This is a genomic window from Nocardia cyriacigeorgica (assembly GCF_005863245.1).
Taxonomy (GTDB): domain Bacteria; phylum Actinomycetota; class Actinomycetes; order Mycobacteriales; family Mycobacteriaceae; genus Nocardia; species Nocardia cyriacigeorgica_C.
The window spans coordinates 1-1,341 of record NZ_VBUT01000031.1 but is presented as its reverse complement, the minus strand read 5'-3'; the positions used below and the strand labels follow the sequence as shown (position 1 = coordinate 1,341).

Below are 1,341 nucleotides of genomic sequence, written 5' to 3'. Positions count from 1 at the left end.
TGAATCGCCCCGGTGAGTCCGGAGACCTATTGGTGTGACAGCCCGGCGGGTTGCTGGGCTGGGTGTTGAGCGTAGTGGGCTGCTTCCATCTCGGCCGGTGGTAGGTCGCCGCAGTACTGGTAGAGACGGCGGTGGTTGAACCAGTCGACCCATTCGGCGGTGGCGAACTCGACCTGGTCGACGCTGCGCCACGGGCCTCGTGGTTTGATCAGCTCGGTTTTGTAGAGGCCGTTGATCGTTTCGGCCAGCGCGTTGTCGTAGCTCGATCCGACCGCACCGACACTGGGCTGGATCCCGGCCTCCGCGAGCCGCTCGGTGAACGCGATAGCCGTATATTGAGATCCCCTATCCGTGTGGTGCACAACATCTTTCACGTTCCATCCTTCGCGTTCACGGGTCCAGATCGCGTGTTCGATCGCGTCCAGCACCAGCGTCGTGGTCATCGACGTCGACAGCCGCCAGCCCAGGATCCGGCGGGCATAAGCGTCGATCACGAAAGCCACATACACCCACCCCGACCACGTCGACACATACGTGATGTCTGAGACCCACAACCGGTTCGGCGCTGCCGGCGCGAACCGGCGTTGCACCAGATCCGCAGCCGTGGGTGCGACCGGATCGGCGATCGTGGTGCGCTTGGCCCGGCCACGCGAGATCCCGCGCAGCCCGGCCTCGCGCATCAACCGTTCCACCGTGCAACGGGCCACCGGATAGCCTTCACGGTTGAGCTGCAGCCATACCTTGCGGGCCCCGTAGACACCGAAGTTCTCCCGGTGCACCCGCCGGATCTGGGCGGTCAGCGCCTCATCGCGGCGCCGGCGGGCCGACGGGACCCGGTTGCGGTGTTCGTAGTAGGTCGAGGGGGCGAGGTTCACGCCGAGCTCGCCGAGCGCGGCGCAGATAGACTCCACACCCCACTGCAGGCCGCCGCTGTCGCGGCGGCCTGCGTGTTCGGTGACGAACCTGCAGATCAGCGGCTTGGCCGGTCTATCTCGGCCGCGAAGAAAGCCGACGCCGTCTTCAGAATCGCGTTGGCGCGCTTGAGTTCTGCGTTCTCCCGCCGCAACCGCTTCAGCTCTGCCGATTCCTCGCTCGTGACCCCGGCACGGCTACCGGCATCGACCTGAGCTTGCCGCATCCATTTGCGGACCGTTTCGGTCGAGCCGATCCCCAGCAGCTCGGCGACCGCAGCCATCGCCGCCCACTCGGTGCTGTGCTGGTCGCGGATCTCGGCGACCATCCGCACCGCCCGCTCACGCAACTCCGGCGGATACCTCTTCGAACTCACAGACTTCATCCTCTCTCAAGAGACGAAGCCTCCGGACATGCCGGGGGGATTCA

General features: G+C 65.8%; 1 protein-coding gene. It reads right to left on the bottom strand.

The genetic code is table 11. The features are described from left to right. Window positions 1–26: 26 nt before the first annotated feature. Window positions 27–1,297, bottom strand: a protein-coding gene (locus FEK34_RS29805; RefSeq protein WP_138453313.1) for an IS3 family transposase whose coding sequence is annotated in 2 segments (ribosomal slippage) — window positions 27–1,009 and window positions 1,009–1,297 — 1,272 coding nt in all. Because the reading frame shifts where the segments join, the coding sequence is not laid out codon by codon here. Window positions 1,298–1,341: the final 44 nt, after the last annotated feature.